This is a genomic window from Acinetobacter sp. CAU_H_78 (assembly GCF_058599365.1).
Map to the genome: position 1 here is coordinate 73,998 of NZ_CM178652.1, position 22,476 is coordinate 96,473.

18 protein-coding genes are annotated in these 22,476 nt (G+C 34.3%); 12 read left to right on the forward strand and 6 right to left on the reverse strand.

The window, feature by feature from the left end:
* Window positions 1–6: 6 nt before the first annotated feature.
* The 5 genes from AC4MCD_RS00330 to AC4MCD_RS00350 all read right to left on the reverse strand — a co-directional run bounded on the left by AC4MCD_RS00330 (window position 7) and on the right by AC4MCD_RS00350 (window position 6,202).
* Complete coding sequence (locus tag AC4MCD_RS00330; RefSeq protein ID WP_491876348.1) at window positions 7–741, reverse strand: dienelactone hydrolase family protein; 735 nt, start codon at window positions 739–741, stop codon at window positions 7–9.
* Between the two features lie 163 nt (window positions 742–904).
* A complete protein-coding gene (bamJ, locus tag AC4MCD_RS00335; protein WP_005233205.1) occupies window positions 905–1,594 on the reverse strand; it encodes a BamJ family beta-barrel-assembly machinery protein in 690 nt (229 codons plus the stop codon).
* A gap of 48 nt (window positions 1,595–1,642) precedes the next feature.
* Window positions 1,643–2,347, reverse strand: a complete 705-nt coding sequence (bamJ, locus tag AC4MCD_RS00340; RefSeq protein WP_125279709.1) for a BamJ family beta-barrel-assembly machinery protein — start codon at window positions 2,345–2,347, stop codon at window positions 1,643–1,645.
* Window positions 2,348–2,513: 166 nt separating this feature from the next.
* Entirely contained in the window at window positions 2,514–4,697 is a 2,184-nt protein-coding gene (locus AC4MCD_RS00345; RefSeq protein WP_491876349.1) for a polysaccharide biosynthesis tyrosine autokinase, read from the reverse strand.
* Between the two features lie 428 nt (window positions 4,698–5,125).
* Window positions 5,126–6,202 (reverse strand): polysaccharide biosynthesis/export family protein, encoded by a 1,077-nt coding sequence (locus AC4MCD_RS00350; protein ID WP_179992915.1) that lies wholly within the window; start codon window positions 6,200–6,202, stop codon window positions 5,126–5,128.
* 747 nt (window positions 6,203–6,949) lie between these two features.
* Between AC4MCD_RS00350 and rfbB the strand changes: the two genes are divergently transcribed.
* From rfbB to AC4MCD_RS00410, 12 genes are all read left to right on the forward strand, one after another.
* Window positions 6,950–8,008 carry a dTDP-glucose 4,6-dehydratase gene (gene rfbB / locus AC4MCD_RS00355; RefSeq protein WP_491876820.1) on the forward strand — a complete coding sequence of 353 codons (1,059 nt, stop codon included), beginning with the start codon at window positions 6,950–6,952 and terminating at the stop codon, window positions 8,006–8,008.
* Window positions 8,008–8,883, forward strand: a complete 876-nt coding sequence (rfbA, locus tag AC4MCD_RS00360; RefSeq protein WP_104426847.1) for a glucose-1-phosphate thymidylyltransferase RfbA — start codon at window positions 8,008–8,010, stop codon at window positions 8,881–8,883. Before rfbB ends, rfbA begins: the two co-directional genes overlap by 1 nt.
* Before the next feature lie 5 nt (window positions 8,884–8,888).
* Window positions 8,889–9,314, forward strand: a complete 426-nt coding sequence (locus AC4MCD_RS00365) for a sugar 3,4-ketoisomerase (protein WP_491876821.1) — start codon at window positions 8,889–8,891, stop codon at window positions 9,312–9,314.
* Window positions 9,315–9,408: 94 nt separating this feature from the next.
* On the forward strand, window positions 9,409–10,497 hold the full coding sequence (locus AC4MCD_RS00370) for an acyltransferase family protein (protein ID WP_491876350.1): 1,089 nt from the start codon (window positions 9,409–9,411) through the stop codon (window positions 10,495–10,497).
* Between the two features lie 87 nt (window positions 10,498–10,584).
* Entirely contained in the window at window positions 10,585–11,700 is a 1,116-nt protein-coding gene (locus AC4MCD_RS00375; protein WP_491876351.1) for a DegT/DnrJ/EryC1/StrS family aminotransferase, read from the forward strand.
* The gene (locus tag AC4MCD_RS00380; RefSeq protein WP_491876352.1) at window positions 11,701–12,945 is read left to right on the forward strand and encodes an O-antigen translocase; all 1,245 of its coding nucleotides are present in this window, start codon (window positions 11,701–11,703) and stop codon (window positions 12,943–12,945) included.
* 12 nt (window positions 12,946–12,957) lie between these two features.
* A complete protein-coding gene (locus AC4MCD_RS00385) occupies window positions 12,958–13,848 on the forward strand; it encodes a glycosyltransferase family 2 protein (protein WP_491876353.1) in 891 nt (296 codons plus the stop codon).
* Window positions 13,849–13,979: 131 nt separating this feature from the next.
* Complete coding sequence (locus tag AC4MCD_RS00390) at window positions 13,980–15,122, forward strand: O-antigen ligase family protein (RefSeq protein ID WP_491876354.1); 1,143 nt, start codon at window positions 13,980–13,982, stop codon at window positions 15,120–15,122.
* A 2-nt stretch (window positions 15,123–15,124) separates the two neighbouring features.
* Window positions 15,125–15,994: a glycosyltransferase family 2 protein gene (locus tag AC4MCD_RS00395; protein WP_491876355.1), complete on the forward strand. Its 870-nt coding sequence runs from the start codon at window positions 15,125–15,127 to the stop codon at window positions 15,992–15,994.
* The gene (locus tag AC4MCD_RS00400) at window positions 15,991–17,145 is read left to right on the forward strand and encodes a glycosyltransferase family 4 protein (protein ID WP_491876356.1); all 1,155 of its coding nucleotides are present in this window, start codon (window positions 15,991–15,993) and stop codon (window positions 17,143–17,145) included. Before AC4MCD_RS00395 ends, AC4MCD_RS00400 begins: the two co-directional genes overlap by 4 nt.
* 84 nt (window positions 17,146–17,229) lie before the next feature.
* Window positions 17,230–18,183, forward strand: coding sequence for a GNAT family N-acetyltransferase (locus AC4MCD_RS00405; protein ID WP_491876357.1), 954 nt, complete (start codon window positions 17,230–17,232; stop codon window positions 18,181–18,183).
* Between the two features lie 901 nt (window positions 18,184–19,084).
* A complete protein-coding gene (locus AC4MCD_RS00410; RefSeq protein ID WP_491876822.1) occupies window positions 19,085–19,723 on the forward strand; it encodes a sugar transferase in 639 nt (212 codons plus the stop codon).
* Between the two features lie 565 nt (window positions 19,724–20,288).
* Here the strand turns inward: AC4MCD_RS00410 and AC4MCD_RS00415 are convergent.
* On the reverse strand, window positions 20,289–22,472 hold the full coding sequence (locus AC4MCD_RS00415; RefSeq protein WP_491876358.1) for a polysaccharide biosynthesis tyrosine autokinase: 2,184 nt from the start codon (window positions 22,470–22,472) through the stop codon (window positions 20,289–20,291).
* Between the last annotated feature and the right edge of the window lie 4 nt (window positions 22,473–22,476).

The window sequence follows — 22,476 nt, forward strand, 5'->3', positions numbered from 1 at the left end:
CTGTTATCAAGCGAGTTGTCGTGCCAGTAATTCATACATGGCAGCCAAGCTTTGTTTCTCTGCTTCAGCATTGTAGCCCAAATCGACACCATTGGCCTTGGCGCGCTCATCCGCAAGCGGGTTGCTAAATCCATGCTTGGCATTTTCAAATACAATCACATTATGCTCGACCTTAGCCGCCTGCATTTCTTCTTTAAAGCTGGCGACATCATCCAGACTGACCATACTGTCCTTTTCACCATGTAGAACCAGAATTTCTGCCTGTACTTGGCCTTCTTGTGCAGGTGCTTTAGGAGACAGGTTTGCATGGAAAGTAGCCACAGCTTTTAACGGTGCATTTGAGCGAGCCAGATCCAGAGCCACTTTACCGCCGTAGCAGAAACCAATCGCAGCCAGTTTTTCCGGATTGACTTCATCCTGTGCCGCCAAAGTATCTAAAGCAGCTTTCGCACGGTTCACAATAGTGTCCGGATCTTCAAACGTCTGCATCATCCATTGATAGGCCTGATCAGAGTTGGCGGTCACTTTCTTGTCACCATACATATCAATTGCCAGCGCTGCATATCCATGTTCCGCCAGTTCACGGGCACGCTGTTCAGTATAGTCATTGCGGCCCCACCATTCGGGTGCCACAATAACACCTGCCACAGGTGCATCAGTTTCTGGTGCGGCAAAATAACCAATCAAAGTGCTGCCATCCTCAGCAGTATATTGAATTTCGCGGGTCTTGATTGCTGCCATGCTGAAGTCCTCTATTGTTGTTGAATATTTTGATTAAACTATAAAATAGCAAAACTGCTATGAATATACATGAAAAGCTCCAACTAATTCGTTTCTCATCAGTACAAAAAAAGAGAGGCAAATAATTTGCCTCTCTTTTTAATTTTTAAAATTAAAGGAATTTTTATTTAATAATTTCCAGTAGTTCGATATCAAAGATCAGGGTACTATTTGGTTCAATAATATCTCCCGAACCAATCTGTCCATAGGCCAGATCAGCAGGAATAAAGAAACGGTATTTAGCACCGACTTTCATGAGCTGTAAGCCTTCTGTCCAGCCAGTAATCACCTGGGTGGTACGGAAATCGACTGGCTGCTGGCGGGCAATCGAACTGTCAAAAACGGTACCATCAATCAGGCGACCTTCATAATGCACGCGGACATTACTGTTAGCACTTGGTGATTTCCCTTTACCTTCTTTCAGCACCAGGTATTGCAGACCAGATTTGGTGGTTTTAACGCCGGGCTTTTTGGCATTTTCCTGCAAGAAGGCTTTGCCAGCTTTGGCATTTTCTTCAGCTTTCTGTTTCAGCACAATCAGTTCTTTGGCATCACTTTGACGTTTATACTGAGTCAGCACTTGTGTCATTTCTTCATCACTTAAACTGGATTTTTGTCCAGCAGCGGCTGTCTTTAAGCCCTGGCTAAATGCATCTAAATCAAGATCCTTTAAAGTGTCTGCATTACTGCGACCCATCAGATAACCAAAGCTGTAGCCAATCTTCTCAGCTTCACTACTTGTATTATTGATCTCTTTAGCAAAAAGGCTGCCTGAACTGAGCAGCAAAACCATTAAACTGATTTGTATTTTCATTATCAATTCTCAAAAATAAAGGAGAGCTGATCGCTCTCCCTATTTGTATTATTTTACTTCGATTAATTCCACATCAAAAATCAAAGTGCTATGCGGAGGAATCGTACCAGGAACGCCCTGTTCACCATAACCCAGATTTGACGGAATATATAGAGTTGCCTTACCGCCTTCTTTCATCAGCTGCAGACCTTCAGTCCAGCCTGGAATGACTTGATTTAATGGAAACTCGATCGGTTCACCGCGTTCTACTGAACTGTCAAATACAGTGCCATCTACCAGTTTACCGGTGTAATGTACTTTCACAATTGAAGAGGCTTTTGGCTGTTTACCTGTACCTTCTTTAGTGACTTGGTACTGTAAACCGGAAGCAGTTGTTTTAATGCCTGCTTTTTTCGCATTTTCAGTCAGGAAAGTATCACTTGAAGCTTGAGCTTGTTTTGCACTATCAAGCTGCTTTTGTTGCATTTCTTTCTGGAACTGCTCATAAGCTGCCTGTAATTCTTCTTCCGTATAGGCAGGTGCAGAACGCGCATGTCCTTCACGTACACCGGTCACAAAACTGTTAATGTCCAGCTCAGGAGGAGTCTGATGCGCCACTTCATAACCGAGTGCATAGCTGATTTTAGAGACAGCAGAGGCATCTTTAGATGCTTTTGTAGTTTGAGTAGCAGGGTTTTGAGTTGCATAGTAAACAGGTACTAGCGCGGCACCGCCTAAAAGAACAGCGACGGCAATCGGTAAGGCCTTACTCATGTATTTGTCCAATCTAATGTTATCGTTGAGGTTCAGTCCATCTTAGCAGAAAATTTTAAGAAATCTTGTAGAACGGGTGGTTTTTTAGCAAGTGAATACCTGCATTTGGTACGACTCAAAAAAGAAAAAACCAGCAATGATTGCTGGTTTTTTGGGAGCTATCAGATTAGCTGGTTTTAGCTTTCGGCTTATAACTATACGTATAATCATAGCTATAGCTGCCACCTGCTGAACGCTGGATATCATTTAGGATCAGACCATTAACAGTACTACCAGCCTGTTTAAAGCGGTTTACTGTAAGTGCCAGTTCCTTCATCTGGGTTTTTGCATAGCGCGCCACAACCAGATTGAGTCCGACGTATCGGGATACAATGATCGCATCCGTAACAGCCAGTACCGGTGGAGTATCAATAATGATATGGTCATAGTGTGGAATCAGTTTTTGCAACAATTCCTGGAAGCGTTCTGAATTTAGAAGCTCGGCTGGATTAGTTGCATTTTCACCACAGCTGATGACATTTAAGTTCGGCACATTGGTGGTTTGTACCACTTTATCCAAAGATACGTGTTCATTCAGATATTCAGTTAATCCATACTGGTTATCCAGATTAAAATATTTGTGTATATGACCACGGCGCAGGTCTGCATCAATGATCAGTACACGCTTATTTTTCTCTGCCATGATGACTGCCAGATTGCTGGAAACAAAAGATTTTCCAACTTTTGGTGCTGGCCCTGAAATCATCATGATATTGTTTTTAGCCTGAGTCAGGGCAAAGTGGCTCGCTGTACGAATGCTTCTTAAGCTTTCAACTGCCATATCATCACTGTGTTTCAGTGCCAATAAGAAAGGCATTTTTTTCTTTTTCAGTAATTTCAGGCCAGGCTTCTGAACAGTAGAGTGAGCGATATTGGCATAGACTGGAAGATCCAGCTGGTATTCGATCTGACTGCTATCTTTCACACCAGACCGTAACATGTTACGGAATAATGCCACCAGGATGCCCAGGAAAATACCAAAGCAGAAGGTTAAAAATAAAATCAGTGGCTGTTTCTGTTGAATCTGGTCAACTGGCTCAAGTGCGGTATCAATAATATGAACATTACCGCTTTCACCTGCTTTAGCAACACTCAGTTGCTGATAAGAATTTACTAGATTGGTATACAGTTGCTGTTTCACCTCAACATCACGAGATAGTTGTAAATACTGGCGTTGAATCTCTGGAATATTTTTAAGTGTTGAATTCAATTCACGAATCTTGCCATTCACTACGCGAAGTTGGGCGGTAATTTCACGCATGGCTGGATGGGCAGCTGCATACTTGGCACCTATTTCCGCCTGTCTCTGTTCAAGTAGAGCTCTTTGTGATTCTAAATTAACACTTTGATTTAAATATAATTCTGACTCTCTGGTGATATCAACAGTATTATATTTTTGGCGGAAGCGATTGAAGGCAAACTCTGCATCATCAAGCTGTTTCCGTAGATCAGGCAATTGTTCATCCAGGAAAGCCAGTGTTCGTGCAGTGTCTGTTGAACGGCGTGTAATATTATGCTGGCTGTAAACTGCTAAAATCGTATTCAGGACTTTAGTAATGTGCTGTTTATCTTGACCCTGATAGCGAAGTTGCAAAACGCCGCTCAGATCACCTTTTTCTGTAATCGTATAATTGGCAAGAATAGAATCGATCGCTGCAGGCAATGAGAGCTTTTTCACCTGATAGCTGTTATCAAGATTATCTTGAGTAAAGATGGCAATTTTCCAGTCACCCTGTGCAGCTTTAGCCTCAACCGGCTGGTTTAATGCGCCTTGAAAGACGATTTCTTCGGTCAGTGGATTGATCAGGCTAAAGCTCTGTTGTTGAAATTTCAGCAGCAGATTTTTATCCAGATAAGCTACAGGGACTTCAAACTGACGGATATCAAAACTTTTTTGACCATCTTTAAAGCGTACAGTTTCGGTCTGATATTCAGTTTGAGAAGTTCTGCCTTGAATCAAACGGTTAATAAAAGAGTCTTCGGTGCTGGCAATATGCAGATCCAGATTTAAACGGTCAATTACGGATTCGAGAATCGTACGTGATTTTAAAACCTCAATCTCGGCATTGGATGAAGACATCTGACTCACAATGCTGGATAGGCTACCAAGTAAAGCAGCTGAAGAGCCTCTACTTTCTTCGACCTGGACGATTGCATCAACCTTATAGTTAATCGCTGCGGTACGTATGTAAAGCAGCACTACAATCAGGCTGAGCAAACCACATAGCAGGATGAGCTTCCATTGCGCGAGCAGGGAAAAGAACACCCCTTTTAGGTCAATCATATTATCGGTATTGTTATTTTTGTTCATAATTTTACTATCTAAAAGTTTAAAAGTGATTTTTCCAGTCATTGATGCCGTTTTGAATTAACCCAAAACGGCATCAATGACTTGCTGCCCCTGCGAGAAAGGATCCTCAATATTCTGTTTTTTTATCCTCTCTGAGTATGTCGAGTCCGCTAAAGACCAGACATTCTGATTATGATCAGAATAATGTTGTCTTTAATTTAATCTGTTTCATATTCGGTTTTTGAGCACCATGGAGTTGCAGGTGAAGTCCATGGAGGAATTAAAAATAGTGTTTTTATTGCTAGTCCCGGTCATTATTTCAATGACCCAACCTTATAGATTTAATCTGAAAATACGGGTAGATATTATAAATAAATGTTTAGCTATTGATTGATGATCAACATGTCCAAAACAGATTGCTAAAAGATTTTTAATTTTCATACTTTCACCTATCGTATAGCTGAACCAGCGACATATGAAAATGGAAGAATCTGGCTCACTACACGTTCCCAACGGGTCAGACCGGTAGCATCAACATAGACAATATCGTTACTATTCATCTTGAACTGTTTAGCCAGACCAAAATCTCCCAGATTTTTTAGACTTAAGTGATAGATTTCAGTCATCTTGTTGTCAGAATTGCCACGCAAGACATAAATTCGACTCGGATTGGCAGAATATGGATTAATCCCTTCGCTTTCACCCAGTACATCAGCGAGTGTCATGCCCTGATCACGGATAGGTAATGGTTTATTGGTGCCGGCTTCACCCATGACATAGATTTTCTGGTTTTCCCGAGGACTGATATACAGCGTGTCATTGGGTTGAATCAGTAGCTTATGCAAGGAATAACCCGCTTTTTCCAAAGCAATCGTATTCAGATCATAGGTCACTCCTTGGCGTACGAGCTGGATTGAAGTGGAATCACCTTGCTCATTAATCCCGCCAGCCAGGCCCAGCGCCGTATACACACTTACCGGCTGATCAGTCAGATAAAATTGTCCAGCTGATTTCACATTCCCTACTACTGAATAACGCTGTCCCTGATAGGAAATCACTCTCACGACCACATCTGGATTATTCAAATAAGGAATTAACAGACGTCGTACTTCCTGATTCACTTGTGGAAGGGTTTTTCCGGCTGCTTTATAACGATTGATAAATGGAAACTGGATATAACCATTCCGGTCAATCTGATAACCATTGTTATTGTCACTAGCTGTAGGAACTGCACTAATTTCAGGATAAGCCCATAACTGGAAAGATAAAATATCTCCTGGATTCAAGCGGTAATCCTGCACCTCAGTCTGAAAGAGAGGAGTATAATGACTGAGATTATGCGTTTGCGCAGACTGTACTACAGGTAATGTATCCTGAGTCAGTTTCACCAGATTGACTGGAGTTCCCAGTTCAGTTTGATAGATTCCTTCTGTCGGTAAATCATACGTTTGAAAGCCGGATGTTGCTGCACATCCAACCAGAGATAGGCTTAAGGTAAAAGTACCTAAAAGGTGTCTATAGTTCACTTGAAACCCCTTTATTTTTATATGTTCAGAATTGGTATTTATTAATAATTATTAATTTTTTTGAATTCGGTTTATGTGATTAACGTCTAAAAAATATAATAGATCACATACCTTGTCTATAGCTATTCTTAAGTCAATTTAATAAGTCTGAGCTGAAATTTAACTGTAAGATTGACGAAAATAGACGTGAAACCGTGATTAAATAAGCTGTAGAGATATAGTGAATTGCTTAAGATGACATAAGAATATTAATTGTTTCCAATTGTTATTTTTTAAATAAGTACTGTTCTTCAGTGATAGAAGGAATTAAGCCCTGAAATTAATATAGAAAAGTATTTTCATATAATTTTTATTTAATCTAGAGGTTTTTTAGATCATTGATTTTTCTTAATATTCAATTATATTTTAATGGATTTTAAAATAATTTATTTTTATAGTAATCAAAATAATCTGTTGTTAATTAAAATAATATTTAATTAGTTTAGGTGATTGTTAAATTAATATTAGTGGAAAATTATCTAAAAACTTGAAACCTATATCAGATGGATTAAGTTTAAAAAAAATTATCCAGATTTTTAAAATGTAACTACATTTGATGATTAGCTGTTCTATGGGTGGTTTGTGTAATAAAATTAATATATCTTATAGACAAATCAATAAAAACAGATATGCCTAGACGGCAACAACACATTAAAAATAATTTGTGAAAAGTAAAATAAAAAATATTAAAGGATAATCAAAATGGTGATGAATATATTGGTAACCGGTGGGGCCGGTTTTATTGGATCTGCCGTCATTCGACATCTCATCAACGAGACGGAACATCATGTATTAAATGTTGATAAGTTAACTTATGCAGGTAATCTGGAGTCACTGATTTCTGTATTGGATCATCCCCGTTATCAATTTGCGCAAACTGATATTTGCGACCATGTACCTTTAACCCGATTATTCTCAGAGTTTCAGCCAGATATCGTTATGCATCTGGCTGCAGAGTCTCATGTGGATCGTTCGATTGATGGTCCGGCAGAATTTATAAATACAAACATTGTGGGAACTTACACCTTACTAGAAGTAGCTCGAAAGTATTGGCAAAACCTTTCTACGATTAAAAAGTCTAGATTCAAGTTCCATCATATTTCAACGGATGAAGTATATGGAGACTTAGAAGGTACAACAGACTTATTTACTGAAACTACGCCTTATTCACCAAGCTCCCCTTATTCAGCGAGTAAAGCCAGTTCGGATCATTTGGTTCGGGCCTGGCATAGAACCTATGGTTTGCCAGTCTTAGTCACGAACTGTTCGAATAATTATGGTCCTTATCACTTTCCTGAAAAATTGATTCCTTTAATGATCTTAAATGCCCTGGATGGGAAGTCATTGCCAGTTTATGGCAATGGTCAACAGATCCGGGATTGGCTTTTTGTAGAAGATCATGCGCGTGCTTTATATCAGGTTGCTACCGAAGGCACCGTAGGGGAAACCTACAATATCGGGGGACATAATGAAAAACAGAATATTGAGGTGGTTAAAACCATTTGTAAAATTCTGGATGAGCTCAAGCCCCGTCCGGAGGGAAAAACTTATGCAAGCCTCATTACTTTTGTTAACGATCGGCCAGGGCATGATTTGCGTTATGCGATTGATGCTTCAAAAATCGAGCGCGAACTGGGCTGGAAGCCACAAGAGTCCTTTGAAACAGGTATCCGGAAAACGGTGCAATGGTATCTGAATAATCTGGAATGGTGTCAGCGTGTTCAGGATGGTTCTTATCAACGTGAACGTTTAGGGGAGGCAGTATAATGTTAAGAACGACAAAAGGGATTATCTTAGCGGGCGGCTCAGGTACACGTTTGCATCCTATTACCAAAGGAATCTCAAAACAGTTACTTCCAATTTATGACAAACCAATGGTTTATTACCCATTGTCTGTATTGATGTTGGCAGGTATCCGTGAAGTCCTGGTGATCAGCACACCAGAAGATATTGAAGGATTTAAGCGCTTGTTAGGGGATGGTTCACAATTTGGCATGGAGCTGAGCTATGCGATTCAGCCTCGTCCTGATGGTCTAGCACAAGCCTTTATCCTGGGTGAAAAATTTATCGGTCAAAGTAATGTATGTCTGGTATTAGGCGATAATATTTTCTATGGTCAAGGTTTTACACCGATGTTACGTCAGGCGGCAGCACGGCAAAAAGGTGCAACAGTATTTGGCTATCAGGTGAAAGATCCTGAACGCTTTGGCGTCGTAGAATTTGATGAACAGCAACGGGTAATTTCAATCGAAGAAAAACCCCAAAATCCAAAATCTAACTTTGCGGTGACGGGTTTATATTTTTATGACAATGATGTCATCCAGATTGCCAAACAGGTCAAACCTTCTGAACGGGGTGAGCTGGAAATTACCTCGATTAACCAGGCTTATCTGGAACGCGGTGATTTAAATGTTGAACTACTGGGACGTGGATTTGCCTGGTTAGATACAGGTACCCAAGGGAGTTTGCTTGAAGCCGCTCAATTTGTTGAAACATTGGAAAGACGTCAAGGCTATAAAGTTGCCTGCCTGGAAGAAATCGCCTTGAACAATGGCTGGTTGAGTAAAGAGCAAGTTTTAGCGATTGGCCACACCATGCATAAAAATGGCTACGGTCAATATTTGATTTCTTTGGTGGGGTAATGACCATGAACTTAATTGAGTGGATTGAATTACCTAACCTAGGAGATCACCGCGGCAGTCTGATCGTCGCAGAAGCCAATCGGAATATACCTTTCAGTATACAGCGACTTTATTATATTTCTGGTGCTCAACCCGATGTTCCACGCGGTTTCCATGCACATAAGCAACTTCAGCAAATCGCTTTTGGAATTCAAGGGAGCTGTAAAATGCTGATGGATAATGGCAAAGAAAAACAGGAAGTTTTAATTGCTCAATCTAATAAGGGATTATTGATCCCACCTATGGTTTGGCATGAGATACATGATTTTTCAGAAGATTGCATCCTATTAGTACTGGCAAGTGATTACTATGATGAAAGTGATTACATTCGTAATTATGACCAGTTTCTAAAAGAAGTAGACCAGACTTTGGTTGAGCAGATCATTAAATAATAAAATTAATTCATTAGAATGAAGGCCTTGCTAAAGAAGAAGCTTTAAAAGATAGAATTAAAAAATAATAATAAATATCAAGGAGATATATGACGTGATTAAGCCGCTTACATCATTGCGTATGTTTTTCGCACTTTTTGTTTTTCTGAGTCATTTGGCTTTTCTAAAAGAAACAGACTATGCCAATATTTTTAATAGTATCTTTGACGAAGGCTTTTTAGGGGTCAGCTTTTTTTTCATTTTGAGTGGATTTATCTTAGCCTACAATTATAAAGAAAAGTTTTTAATCGGAAATATTTCAAAAAGAGAATTTTATATTTCTCGTCTAGCTAGAATATATCCCGTACATATTGCCACAACCGCACTGGTATTTTTATTAACTTTTGCTCAGTCTGGGAAAGGTTGGGAATATTTAATTCAGCATGTTTTTCTGATACAAAGCTTTTTTACATCAGAAGAGATCCATTTCTCATTGAATTCTCCTTCCTGGAGTATCTCGGATGAAATGTTCTTCTACCTGCTGTTTCCATTTGTATTTTTGATTTCTGAAAAAATCAGAAGTTATATTTTTATATTATATCTTATAGGTATTTTGATTCTAAATATTCAGCTTGATAAAAATCAGGATCACTATTGGTTATATATTTCGCCATATATACGTTTTTCTGACTTCTTACTCGGTATTATTCTTTTTGATATTTTTGAAAAAGTAAATGTGGGCTATTCCAAAATTAAGCAACCTATAGTTATATTTGAATTAGGGGCTATTTTACTTTTTATTTTATTCTTTTTATTTCATAATAAAATAGATATAAGTTATAGATATTCAATTTACTATTGGGTGCCTATAGCAGCAATTATTTTAATTTTTGCCCTGTCTCATGTTGCCCAGAAAAAAAGTATAATTACCCAGTTTTTATCAAATAAATACATGGTATTAGCAGGAGAAATCAGTTTTTCTTTTTACTTGCTACATGTTTTGGAAATACAAATTTTAAATTATATAAGAAAAATATTTTCATTGAATATGGACTTAATGCTGTTTTCCTTTTTTATATTTATTGTCACTCTAATCGCTAGCTTTTTAATGTATAGGTTTATTGAAAAACTACTAAATAAGAAAGTAAAACAATTTTTATTGGAGCCAAGCTTTAAATATAAAGGTTATGAACTAAATAAATAGGATTGTATTTAAATACTATAGGTATATTAATTTTAATTAATATGAGATTAAAAAATAAATATAAATTTTTATATGAGATTGATAAGAATGATTCCTTTTCTTGATCTGAAAGCAATAAATACTCAATACCGTGATCAAATGATTACAGCTTGCACTCGGGTAATTGACTCTGGTTGGTATATCTGTGGCAAAGAATTAGAAGAATTTGAGTATAATTTTGCAAATTATTGTGGGACAAAATATGCCATAGGTGTTGCTAATGGCTTGGATGCTCTTATTTTAACGCTACGCGCATGGAAAGAATTAGGAAAACTCAAGGAAGGAGATGAGGTCATTGTCCCTTCAAATACCTATATTGCAAGTATCTTAGCAATTTCACAGAATAATCTGAAACCGGTATTGGTTGAACCGGATATAACGACTTTTAATATTGATACCAAGAAAATTGAAGCAGCCATAACTCCAAAAACAAAGGTAATTTTGCCTGTGCATTTATATGGACAACTTGCTGCAATGCCAGAAATTATGAGCATTGCTGAAAAGTATAACTTGTTAATTTTAGAAGATTCGGCCCAAAGTCATGGTGCTGAAATAAATGGTCAAAAAGCAGGAAATTGGGGAGATGCTGCAGGTTTCAGTTTTTATCCAGGTAAAAACTTAGGCGCACTCGGTGATGGGGGAGCAATTACCACTAATGATGCTGAGTTAGCGCAGATGCTTAAAGCTATACGTAATTATGGTTCACATGAAAAATATAAAAACCTGGTACCGGGTGTAAATAGTCGTCTTGATGAAATTCAGGCTGCCATCCTGAATGTGAAACTTAAATTTTTAGATCAGGAGAATCAGCATCGTCGACATATTGCAGATCTATATTTAAAAGAAATTCACAATCCAGCAATTGAGCTACCGTGCAAAAATATAGATACCGAGACTTATGCTCAACATGTCTGGCATTTATTTGTGATCAGAACAAAATATCGGGAAAAATTACAACAATATTTAGCAGAAAACGGGGTACAGACACTTATTCATTATCCAATTCCACCTCATAAGCAGCAGGCTTATCAGGAATGGAATGGCTTAAGTTTTCCAGTTTCAGAACAGATTCATGCTGAGGTCCTAAGCTTACCAATTGGACCCACTTTATCTATGGATGAAGCAAAGCAGGTTGTTCAGTTATGTAATGGTTTTCAGGCATAGATGAATCTATTTAGGACCAGTGTACTGAATGGTGTAGCCGTTTTGATTAAAACCATCACCATGTTTGTACTAAATAAAATTCTGGCTGTATATCTAGGACCCACTGGATATGCAGCGATCGGCCAATTCCAGAATTTTATTCAAATGGTGACGACCTTTGCTGGTAGTGCCATTAATACCGCCGTAGTTAAATATACGGCTGAATATCATGAAGATGAGACTAAACAACGTGCGGTCTGGAAAACAGCAGGAAGTATTGTTTTTCTATTTAGTTTCGTTTTCGCAATTCTCATACTTATTTTTCAAAAGCAGCTGGCATTATATATATTTCAATCACTTAAATACCAAACAATTTTTATATGGTTTGCTGTTTTTTTAATATTTTTCAATTTCAATACGCTATTTTTAGCCATATTGAATGGAAAAAAAGAAATTTTAAAGCTGGTGTTTGCAAATATTGCTGGTAGTTTATTTGCACTTGTGATCACTGGTGTTTTGGCAATCAAGCTGCAGTTATATGGGGCTTTAATTGCATTATCCATCTATCAGTCAATTGCATTTATAGTGACATTAATACTCTGTCATAGAGCAGACTGGTTTGAGTTTTCCTCTCTATTAGGAAAAATAGACTTAGGAATTACCAAAAAATTTGCTTCGTTTATCCTTATGGCATTAGTTAGTGCGATCTGTGTGCCGCTATCGCAAATGTTAATTCGGGCCTACTTAACCCAAGAATTTAGTCTGGCTTATGCAGGTTATTGGGAAGCGATGATCCGTCTAAGCACAGTATATCTTTTGCTTGTAACCACTACATTAGGCGTGTATTACTTGCCGCGCTTATCAGAACTAAATGCAATTGATGAAATTAAGAAAGAGGTCTATTTAGGCTATAAGTTTATTTTTCCACTTGCTGTTCTAGGCGGAATTTGCGTTTTCATACTACGTGATTGGATTATCAACTTATTATTTAGTCCATCTTTTGCCCCTATGCAGGATTTATTTCTTTGGCAAATGATGGGAGATGCCTTGAAGATAGGAAGCTGGATACTGGCTTATTTAATGCTCAGCAAAGCAATGACTAAACTCTATATTTGTACAGAGATTATATTTACAGTGTCTCTCATTGCTTTAACTTATATATGTACTCAAGTATTTGGTTTCGAAGGTGTTTCTATTGCTCATCTCATAAATTATGGGCTGTATTGGATCGTAATCAGTTTATTTATATTTAAACAATTAAAATAAAGAGGGAATAATATGATGATAAGTGAACAACCCTTAGTCTCTATAGTTATACCAAGTTATAATCACGAAAGGTTTATACGTGATAGCATCAAGAGTGTTATTGACCAGTCTTATCAGAATATTGAGTTAATTATTATTGATGATGGTTCTACAGATGCTTCAGTAGAAAAAATACAAGAATTAATTCCATTATGTGAAAAACGATTTACCCGATTTGAGTTTAGACATCGTCCAAATAAGGGCTTAAGCGCAACTCTAAATGAAGCATTAGAATGGGCACAGGGGGAATATTTTTCCTCCCTTGCTTCTGATGATATAATCTTAAAAGATAAAATAAAAATACAAACCAAATTTCTAAGCCAGAATAAGAACTGTATAGCTGTATTTGGAGGAGTATCAATTATTGATAATGATTCTAATCTTGTGAAAAATAGAGTTAAAAAAAGGAAAAGTTATACCTTTGATCAGATTTTATTGTTAGAACATGATTTGCCGGCTACTACACAACTTATCCGTACTCAAGCTTTAAAAAAAATAGATGGCTACAATGCAGAAGTACAAATAGAAGACTGGTATATGTGGCTACTTTTAGCGCAAGCAGGGGAGTTATGCTATCTTCCTGTGCTTTTTGCAAAATATAGGTTGCATGATAATAATATGCATAAGCAAACGACTCTTATGCACGATTCAAGAATGATGATTCTAAGTGAATATCAACATCATATTTTATTTAATAAAGCAAAAAAAAGAGCTTTATGGATTAATGCATTTGAGCTTGGGCTATTATCTAAAAAGAAATCATTAGAAAAGATGATAAAAATTTTAAAAGAATATCCTTCAGAAATTTTAACATATGATTTTTTTAGATTTTTTTATTGGCTCTTAATAAAAAAAGATTTTTAATAATTAAAAAATTTTATATAAATAATTATATTTTAACTATGTTTAATCAAATAATTTAGTTAGTAATATAAAAATATTAATCATTTCTTTTGCTGATTCTAGGCATTAGATAATAATAAAAGGAATGGATAATGATTATTTTAAATGAAAGTAATTCAAAAAATAACATTATTTTTTTAGATGATATTAATTTAAAAGATAAAGTGGTTATATACTTTGTCTTGCTGTCATTTTTCTTATCTCAGTTTTATTTTTGGTCTAGTGGGGTTCCACAATTTAGTCACCTTTTTATTATGGCGGCTATATTTTTATTATTCAGCCGTAGCTCAAAAATAACCATCGAATACTCAAGTGTAGCCTTAATCTTTGTCGCATATACAGTTTGTGTAAATTTTGCTTGGTATTTGATCGTTCTAGATCCTAGTTATATGGTTTCTACCATTTACTGGATCTTTAACTTGTTGTTTTTTTTATTATTAATGAATTTGAGTTCCTCTCAAGTTAACTTTTTTTATGAAAAAATACTGTTTCTTATTCCATTTTCCTATGTAATAGAAATTGCGATCTGGGCAAGTGGATTAGGTCGTTACAATTTTGAACCACGATACAATGGTCTTTTTAATGACCCCAATCAGATGGCATTTTGGGTTTTAACTACCTGTGCTATTTTTTTATATATTTCTGAAAGTAATTTAAAAAAGATAATCGTTTATTTTTTAGCTTTATTCTTAATTCTTTTGACCATGTCAAGATCTGCTTCAATTGGCTTCTTAATGCTGACTTTAGGATTTATATTTAGTCAAAAAGGAGATCTGAATAAAAGAATATTTGTATTTTTTTGCATATTAGTCATTTTTAGTACCCTCAGTTACTTTTTATATCATTTAGGAGCTTTTGATAGTGTTGTTCTGCGTTTTGTCGAAGCCCTAGATCAAAAAGACAGCCAGGCGGAAGGACGAGGTCTTTTTAACTTCCTTGAATATCCTCAATATTTAATTTTTGGTGCTGGCCAAGGTGCACACTGGTTATATAATCCGAAAGGAAACGAAATTCATTCAACCTGGTTAGGTATCCTTTTTTATTATGGGATCGTCGGTATCTCTTTATTTTTAATATTTTTATATCAAATATTTAAAAAATTATCATTTTCAAACAAGCTGATATTCTTGGGGCCGATGCTATATGGGTTTACAACTTATAGTGCGCGAACACTCATTTTTTGGTTTTTATTGGCCGCGTTTTTACTATTTTCAAATAATAATAAGGAAGAATAACAATGTATATTTCTATAGGAATTCCATTTTTTAATGCTGAAAAATATTTAGAAGATGCGATTAAATCGGTATTAGCGCAAACTTTTCAAAATTGGGAATTAATTCTGGTAGATGATGGGTCAACAGACCGATCTTTAGAAATTGCCCGCTCATTTAATGATCCGAGAATCCGTATCATAGCTGATGGGTATAATAGAAGATTACCTTACCGTTTAAATCAGATTATCAATGAAGCCAAGTATGATTTTATTGCACGTATGGATGCTGATGATTTAATGGCAGTGGACCGTCTTGAAAAACAGATTAAAGTACTAAATGATAATCCAGATATTGATGTCATAGTGACCAGCTTATATTCAATTGGAGATAAGAATGAAATTTTAGGAAAAAGAATCTATTCTAATCATCAAATGCAACCCAAAGAAATTTTGCAAGGTGTTACTAATATACTGCATCCTTCATTACTTGCCCGAAAAGAGTGGTGTAAAAGAAACCCGTACCAAGTCGATAATTGCTTAGCTGAAGATTATGAACTATGGCTTTCAGCTGCGATAAAAAATGATTTTAATTACATAGTTTTACAGGAACCCTTATATTTTTATAGAGAAGTTGAAAATATAAAAAAAGAAAAAATGATCCGTGGTTATAATACCCAGATCGAAGTAATAAAAAAATATTATAAAAATATTATCTCGGATTTTGATAAAAATAAAATTATTTTAAAATTTCAGATAAAAAAAATAATTGTAAAAATATTAAGCTTTTTTAATTTAATACAGATTCTACAAACACGCAGAGTAATATCTGTTTCTGAACAAGATAAAAATTTTTATACTGCACAATTAGAACTTATAGGACAATTAAAACAATGATAACTAAAAAAATCGCTATTATAGGATCTACCGCTTACAACCTTTATAATTTCCGTAAAGATTTTATTTTTGCTTGTCTAGAGCATGGTCATCAAGTTTATGCTTTTGTATCGGAATATGATGATCATTGGTTAGATACAATTAAAAATCTTGGAGTAATTCCTATAACTTATCAACTTAGTCGCGGTGGATTAAATCCATTGGCTGATTTACGCTCGACCTTTCAACTTAAAAAGAAAATAAAAGAAATTCAACCTGATATCGTATTTTCATATTCAACAAAGCCTGTTATTTATGCAACTTTAGCTGCATATAAGACTCAGGTTCCTTATATTTATGGAATGATTGAAGGCTTAGGTTCACCTTTTACAATTCATAAACATGGCCAAAGCCTTAAAGCTAAGTTAGTTCGCATTATACAAGTTTTTTTATATAGATTATCATTTCCATATCTGGATAAAATTATTTTCTTAAATCATGAGGATCCTAAAGATCTAGTTCATCGATATAATATTTCACATAAAAAAAATGCGATTGAAGTATTAGGTCCTATTGGTCTTAATTTAAAAGATTTTAGTTATACTAAATGGAATGATCAAAAAAAAATATCTTTTATATTTATAGCTAGACTGATAGCTGAAAAAGGGATATTTGAATATTTAGAAGCTGCGAAAATAGTTAAAAAAAAATATCCTGAAGTTATATTTAAAATTATTGGTTGTTTAGATGTAGAAAATCCTACAGGTTTAAAACAGAAGGAGTTAGATCGACTAATTAAAATCGGTATTATAGAATATGATGGATTTGTCAAAGATGTGGCTCAACGGATATGTAATAGTGCAGTATTTGTATTACCGTCATATTATCGTGAAGGTGTTCCACGTAGTATGCAAGAAGCAATGGCAGTTGGACGACCAGTAATTACTACTGACGTTCCAGGCTGTAATGAAACAGTAGTAGAGGGAGTAACAGGTTTCATTATTCCTAAATGGAATGTAAATGCTTTAGTTGAAAAAATGACTTATTTTATAGAACATCCTGAACAGGTAAATAAAATGGGCTATCAAGGATTTCTCTATGCTAGAAAGAATTTTAATGCGGATCATATAAACCATAGATTATTACAAATGATGGGCATTAATAGGCTTTAAAAAATTATGAGTATTTTCCTTAATAAATAGAAAAATTATATTTTATTTAAAAATAATAGCTGAGATATAGATATGGGTATCATAATGAAAGAAGACTTAGGTTTTCAAATACATAAATATGAAGCTTCTGACAAAATTATATGGAATGAGTTCTTATTAAAATGTAAAAATTATCATTTTATGTTTAATCGCGATTTTATGGAATATCATGCTGATCGATTTGAGGATTTCTCACTAATATTTAAAAATGAAAAAGGGAAAATTGTAGCCTTATTGCCTGGAAATATTAAAGATAATATTTTTTATAGTCATCAAGGTTTAACTTTTGGTGGTTTTCTAATTACTAGAGATGTTCATGCAGCTGACATGCTAGAATTATTTAATTTATTAAAAATTTATTTAAAACAAAAAAATATTGATAAGATTATATATAAATGTATTCCTGTTATTTATCATAATTATCCTGCTCAAGAAGATTTGTATGCTTTATTCCGAAATGATGCCAAGCTTTATCGACGAGATATTAGTGTTTCTATTGCTCTAAATGAAGAATATTCATACTCGGAAAGTAAAAGAAGATCAGTCAATAAGCTCAAAAAAAATGGGATCAGCTGTGAGGAGGTAGAACAGCCTAGTATGATTTGGGGAGTAATCCGGGAAGTACTCCGTCAGCATCATAACCAACAACCTGTACATAATGAAGATGAAATAGATTTATTAAAAAGTCGTTTCCCTAATAATATAAGAGCATATAAATGTTGTATTGATGGAAATATTGTGGCAGGAGCAGTAACTTTTGAAACTGCAAGAGTAGTTCATACTCAATATTTGGCTAGTAATGATAAAGGTAGGGAGAACAAGGTATTAGATTATCTCATTGATCATTTAATAGACAAAAGTAAGAAAAATGCCAAAATATTTGATTTCGGTACTTCCAACGAGAATGAAGGGAAATACTTAAATATAGGATTGATTGATCAAAAAGAAAGATTTGGTGCACGTGGGATTGTACATGATTATTATAGTATAGATTTATGATCACCTAGTTTTAACTAAAATTACTCCACCTCATTATTATTAGCAAGGAGGTGGATTTCTAGTTTTCTTAAATTTAAATAATTGGAAATAAAAATTAATTAAATATTATATTCTTATAAATTTTATATCTTATCTTATCTTATTTTATATATTTAAGGTTTCTGCAATAGAATAAAAATAACGTTATCTTGGTTATATAATTAATTAGAAATATATTAAATTATAAGCTTAAAATAGGATTTTATTGTGATATAGCGCTCACTAATTATTTATATATTACATTTTGTCACATTTTATTTAGTGTGAGATTTGCTATATTTTAAAAAAATATTTCTCTTAATAATGAAATATATTTCATTATCAACTGATCTATTGTAATTATAAATTATTTACTTTAATTTGGTGTAAGTAATTAATATTTATACAAAAAAATATAAATTTAATTTTATTATTAAGTGAATTTTAATTAATTTTAGTTAAATATATATTTTAATAAAAATAATAATAATATTTTTAAAAAGCAAAAATATGGAATTGGCTAACAATAGTCTCTCTACTTTAATAAAAATACAATTGATATGATGCGTAGATAGACATAGTGAGGTGTTTATTAATGGATCTACAACAAGAAAAAAATAAGATCGAAAACTTTGTAAAAAGCTCTATTACAACACGTAAATCTTTATTTATTGAAAAAGATAATATTTTCTTAAAAAAAAACCTTCTAGAAAAAGAAGGATATAAGAACCAGATCATTCAATTTTCTCCACGGATAAATAAAGTGGCTAAACTAGAGAAAAAAAAATCTTGGTATTATCGAGGGAAGAAAGATCTAATTTTAAAAAATTCTTTAATATCTTATCCTCATCAATATTCTAGTGCTGACTTTTTTAGGAGTGATATAAAAGTTGCTAAGCGATTAATCGATATTATTATTTCTCTTACTGCTATATTTATATTATTGCCAGTTTTTATTGTCATTACTTATAAAGTACGTAGAAATCTAGGCTCACCAATTTTCTTTTATCAAGAACGACCTGGTAAAAATGGAAAGCTCTTTAAAATGATTAAGTTTCGTTCTATGAGAAATGCATTTGACCAAGAAGGTAATCCTTTACCAGATAAATTTCGAATTACACCCTTTGGTCAAAAACTACGTTCTACCAGCTTGGACGAAATGCCTCAGCTTATAAATGTCTTAAAAGGTGATATGAGTATTGTTGGGCCTAGACCTCAAATGAAAGAATTTCTAGAACATTATACCGCTGAACAAATGCGAAGACATGAGGTAAAACCCGGTATGACAGGGCTTGCCCAAGTCAGTGGGCGTAATAACTTATCTTGGGAAGAAAAATTCGACTTAGATGTTCAATATGTTGAGCAAAATAACATTTGGCTAGATTTTAAAATTATGTTTAAAACAGCTAAGGTGATGTTTAATCAAGAAGGAATTAATGCGCCAGATCAAGAAGTTGGTGCAGCACGATTTCGTAGAAAGGAGGTCACTGAAAACCCTTTACGTGCAAAAGAAGTGAAATAATTTAATAAAGTTCATTATTACTAAAAAATATTTTTAACTTCTCCTAATTATTTTTTAGAAGATTTCTTTTATTTTAATAAAGGTTTATTATTTTTTTAATTATTTCTGGTTGAAATATATTAATCTTATTATTAGATGCTTTTACTAGTTATATTTAATATCTAAGAAAATTTTATAATATTGTATATTTAAGATTTTCCATATTAAAAAAATAAGCAAGTAAGCTGATAAAGGCTTATCTAATAAAAATTATTCATTTAAAATAGAGTTTATTAATAATTTAATATCTAAAAAAGATGCTAATGATATTAATAATAAAAAATAGATAGTTAAATTTTTGATATTTTAGAATCAAGGTTAGTGTTTAAATTTATTAAAGTAAAAAAATTATATTAAATATTATTTTTAATTTTATTAGCCATTATAAGACTATAACTAATTTCATAGTAGGATAAGTATAAAAAGCTTCAAACTAATTTGACTGATTTAACTTAGTTTGAAGCTTTATAATAATGAAGTTATTCTTATATTTTAAGTAAATTTAACTCCTATAAATTAAATTTACTTAGTCTCCATCTTTTGAGGCTTTATAAGCGTATGCATAATTATAGCCATAACTACCAGCAGAACCTTTTTGTACATCATTCAGAATAACACCATTAATTTTCACATTAGCTTGTTCAAAACGAGTGACAGTAATCTCAAGCTCTTTAATCTGTGTTTTACCATGACGTGCAATTAATAGATTTACACCAGCATACTGTGCAATGATGATACCATCGGTTACAGCTAATACTGGTGGTGTATCAATCAATACGTAATCAAAACTAGCAGAAGCTTGGTCAAGAAAAACCTTAAACTTATCTGTACTGAGTAATTCAGATGGATTTACTGGGCTTTTACCTCGAGTAACAAAGAATAAATTATCAACCTGTGAGTTTTGAACTACATCTTCATAACTATTTTGATGATTTAATAGTTCGGATAAACCTGGTTGTACTTCTTTATTAAAATATTTATTTAAATAACCACGACGTAAATCACCATCAATCACTAATACCCGGCTTCCGCCTTGAGCTAAAATAGTTGCTAAGTTAGTAGTAATGAATGATTTGCCGATTTCAGGAGCTGGACCTGAAAGGGCGATAATATTATTTTTGGCATTACTCAAAGCAAAATGAATTGCAGTACGCATACTACGTAAGCTTTCGATTGCAATATCACTACTATCCTTAACCGCAAGAATAGGAATATTCTTTTTCTTCTTCAGCAAATTGATACGACTTTCTTGAATAGGAGACCGCGGAACTGTTGCATATACAGGCAGATCCAGTTCTCTTTCAATTTGTGCTGAATCTTTGATGCCTGAACGCATCATATTACGTAATAAAGCAAGTAGTGTGCCTAAGAAGCCACCAAGGAAAATCGATAAAATCAGAATTAGTAGTTTCTTCGGTTTAATCGGTTCAATTGGTTCTACGGCAGTATCAACAATACGTACGTTGCCAATTTCACCTGCTTTAGCAATGCGAAGCTGCTGATACGTATTAAGCAATCCGGTATATAACTGTTGTTTAACTTCAACCTCACGATAGAGTTGTAAGTAACGACGCTGTAAATCAGGAAGTTGTTTTAATGTATTACTCAATGCTGCAATTTTACTATTAATTGCACCGAGTTGAGCATTCATTTGTTCCATTACTGGATGTTCTTCAGTATAACGTGCAGAAGCTTCAGCAACTTTAAGTTCAAGTTCAGCTTTTTGTGTTTCTAGAGCAATACTTTGAGTCAAATACAGTTCTGATTCTTTAGTTAAGTCCACAGTATTATATTGCTGACGGAACTGGTTAAATTCACGTTCTACCTGATCTAGCTGCTGGCTCAACTCAGGGAGTTGTTCATCTAGAAACTTCAATGTTTGGGCAGATTCAGCTGAACGACGCTCAATATTTTGCTGGCTATAAGCTAATAAGATTGCATTCAATACTTGCGTAATATGTTGTTTATCTTGGCCCTGATAATTTAATCCAAGTACACCCGTCATTTTACCTTTTTCAGCAACTGAGTAATTATCAAGTACACGTTGCACTGCAGCAGGTAAAGTCAGCTTTTCAATATTATAAGTAGAATCTAAAAGATCTTTGCTATAAATGGCAACTTTCCAAAGACCATACCTTGATTGGAGTTGACTGGTTTGGTTTAAAGGAGCAGTAAATATAATTTCATTTGTCTCAGCATCTATTACATTATATTTACTATGATTAAAACTTAATAACAGATTTTTATTTTTATAAAAATTTGGAATATCAAATTGTCTTACGTCGAAACTAAGTTCATTATCCTTAAAGAGTACTGATTTTGTCGTATATTGGATATCATAATTATGATTTTTTAATAATCGATTCCAGATCGTGTCTTCAGTTCCAGAAATTACAAGGTCCAAGTTTAACTGGTTAATCACTGAGCCAAGGACAAGACGTGATTTCAAAATCTCGATTTCAGCTTGAGCAGGAGATTTCTGCTCAATCATATTAGAAAGATCACCTAATAAAGCTGCTGATGCTCCCTTACTATCTTCTACTTGTACCAATGCATCTACATTGTAAGTATCTGGAGTGATCCGTAGATATAATAGAGCTGCAATTAAACTTAATAATATGCAGATCGTGATCAGTTTCCATTGAGCAATTAAGGAAAAAAATAATTCCTTCAGATCAATAGTATCTTCGGTATTGGCAGTTTGGCTCATAATT

Bases quoted from the DNA above. Each gene is read 5' to 3' on its own strand.
- AC4MCD_RS00330 (WP_491876348.1), bottom strand. From the start codon at position 741: ATGGCAGCAATCAAGACCCGCGAAATTCAATATACTGCTGAGGATGGC.
- bamJ (WP_005233205.1), bottom strand. From the start codon at position 1,594: ATGAAAATACAAATCAGTTTAATGGTTTTGCTGCTCAGTTCAGGCAGC.
- bamJ (WP_125279709.1), bottom strand. From the start codon at position 2,347: ATGAGTAAGGCCTTACCGATTGCCGTCGCTGTTCTTTTAGGCGGTGCC.
- AC4MCD_RS00345 (WP_491876349.1), bottom strand. From the start codon at position 4,697: ATGAACAAAAATAACAATACCGATAATATGATTGACCTAAAAGGGGTG.
- rfbB (WP_491876820.1), top strand. From the start codon at position 6,950: ATGAATATATTGGTAACCGGTGGGGCCGGTTTTATTGGATCTGCCGTC.
- rfbA (WP_104426847.1), top strand. From the start codon at position 8,008: ATGTTAAGAACGACAAAAGGGATTATCTTAGCGGGCGGCTCAGGTACA.
- AC4MCD_RS00365 (WP_491876821.1), top strand. From the start codon at position 8,889: ATGAACTTAATTGAGTGGATTGAATTACCTAACCTAGGAGATCACCGC.
- AC4MCD_RS00375 (WP_491876351.1), top strand. From the start codon at position 10,585: ATGATTCCTTTTCTTGATCTGAAAGCAATAAATACTCAATACCGTGAT.
- AC4MCD_RS00380 (WP_491876352.1), top strand. From the start codon at position 11,701: ATGAATCTATTTAGGACCAGTGTACTGAATGGTGTAGCCGTTTTGATT.
- AC4MCD_RS00385 (WP_491876353.1), top strand. From the start codon at position 12,958: ATGATGATAAGTGAACAACCCTTAGTCTCTATAGTTATACCAAGTTAT.
- AC4MCD_RS00390 (WP_491876354.1), top strand. From the start codon at position 13,980: ATGATTATTTTAAATGAAAGTAATTCAAAAAATAACATTATTTTTTTA.
- AC4MCD_RS00395 (WP_491876355.1), top strand. From the start codon at position 15,125: ATGTATATTTCTATAGGAATTCCATTTTTTAATGCTGAAAAATATTTA.
- AC4MCD_RS00400 (WP_491876356.1), top strand. From the start codon at position 15,991: ATGATAACTAAAAAAATCGCTATTATAGGATCTACCGCTTACAACCTT.
- AC4MCD_RS00405 (WP_491876357.1), top strand. From the start codon at position 17,230: ATGAAAGAAGACTTAGGTTTTCAAATACATAAATATGAAGCTTCTGAC.
- AC4MCD_RS00415 (WP_491876358.1), bottom strand. From the start codon at position 22,472: ATGAGCCAAACTGCCAATACCGAAGATACTATTGATCTGAAGGAATTA.